Origin of the sequence: Pseudarthrobacter sp. TAF60_1 (assembly GCF_052113505.1) — a bacterium.
GTDB lineage: Bacteria > Actinomycetota > Actinomycetes > Actinomycetales > Micrococcaceae > Arthrobacter.
On record NZ_JBFRDI010000039.1, the window covers coordinates 1 to 1,664 of the forward strand.

Annotated in this window: 1 rRNA gene; it reads right to left on the reverse strand. The window is 56.3% G+C overall.

The window, feature by feature from the left end:
- Positions 1-115: 115 nt before the first annotated feature.
- Positions 116-1,641, reverse strand: a 16S ribosomal RNA gene (locus AB4Y73_RS20380).
- Between the last annotated feature and the right edge of the window lie 23 nt (positions 1,642-1,664).

A 1,664-nucleotide genomic window follows, 5' to 3' on the forward strand; every position in this document is an offset into this window, starting at 1 on the left:
TGATATTCCACCCGTGAGCACCCGCCGCAGAACAAACGTCTGCGCAACGGGCGTACTCCTGACAACCCCACAACACTCACATACATGAGGCAGGGTGGTTGTAGGTGCTCCTTAGAAAGGAGGTGATCCAGCCGCACCTTCCGGTACGGCTACCTTGTTACGACTTAGTCCCAATCGCCAGTCCCACCTTCGACAGCTCCCTCCCCAAAAGGGGTTAGGCCACCGGCTTCGGGTGTTACCAACTTTCGTGACTTGACGGGCGGTGTGTACAAGGCCCGGGAACGTATTCACCGCAGCGTTGCTGATCTGCGATTACTAGCGACTCCGACTTCATGGGGTCGAGTTGCAGACCCCAATCCGAACTGAGACCGGCTTTTTGGGATTAGCTCCACCTCACAGTATCGCAACCCTTTGTACCGGCCATTGTAGCATGCGTGAAGCCCAAGACATAAGGGGCATGATGATTTGACGTCGTCCCCACCTTCCTCCGAGTTGACCCCGGCAGTCTCCTATGAGTCCCCGCCATCACGCGCTGGCAACATAGAACGAGGGTTGCGCTCGTTGCGGGACTTAACCCAACATCTCACGACACGAGCTGACGACAACCATGCACCACCTGTGAACCGACCGCAAGCGGGGCACCTGTTTCCARGTATTTCCAGTCCATGTCAAGCCTTGGTAAGGTTCTTCGCGTTGCATCGAATTAATCCGCATGCTCCGCCGCTTGTGCGGGCCCCCGTCAATTCCTTTGAGTTTTAGCCTTGCGGCCGTACTCCCCAGGCGGGGCACTTAATGCGTTAGCTACGGCGCGGAAAACGTGGAATGTCCCCCACACCTAGTGCCCAACGTTTACGGCATGGACTACCAGGGTATCTAATCCTGTTCGCTCCCCATGCTTTCGCTCCTCAGCGTCAGTTAATGCCCAGAGACCTGCCTTCGCCATCGGTGTTCCTCCTGATATCTGCGCATTTCACCGCTACACCAGGAATTCCAGTCTCCCCTACATCACTCTAGTCTGCCCGTACCCACCGCAGATCCGGAGTTGAGCCCCGGACTTTCACGGCAGACGCGACAAACCGCCTACGAGCTCTTTACGCCCAATAATTCCGGATAACGCTTGCGCCCTACGTATTACCGCGGCTGCTGGCACGTAGTTAGCCGGCGCTTCTTCTGCAGGTACCGTCACTTTCGCTTCTTCCCTACTGAAAGAGGTTTACAACCCGAAGGCCGTCATCCCTCACGCGGCGTCGCTGCATCAGGCTTTCGCCCATTGTGCAATATTCCCCACTGCTGCCTCCCGTAGGAGTCTGGGCCGTGTCTCAGTCCCAGTGTGGCCGGTCACCCTCTCAGGCCGGCTACCCGTCGTCGCCTTGGTAAGCCATTACCTCACCAACAAGCTGATAGGCCGCGAGTCCATCCAAAACCACAAAAAGCTTTCCACCCCCCACCATGCGATGAGGAGTCATATCCGGTATTAGACCCAGTTTCCCAGGCTTATCCCAGAGTCAAGGGCAGGTTACTCACGTGTTACTCACCCGTTCGCCACTAATCCCCCCAGCAAGCTGGAGATCATCGTTCGACTTGCATGTGTTAAGCACGCCGCCAGCGTTCATCCTGAGCCAGGATCAAACTCTCCGTTGAAGTAAAACAAAAACGAACACAAC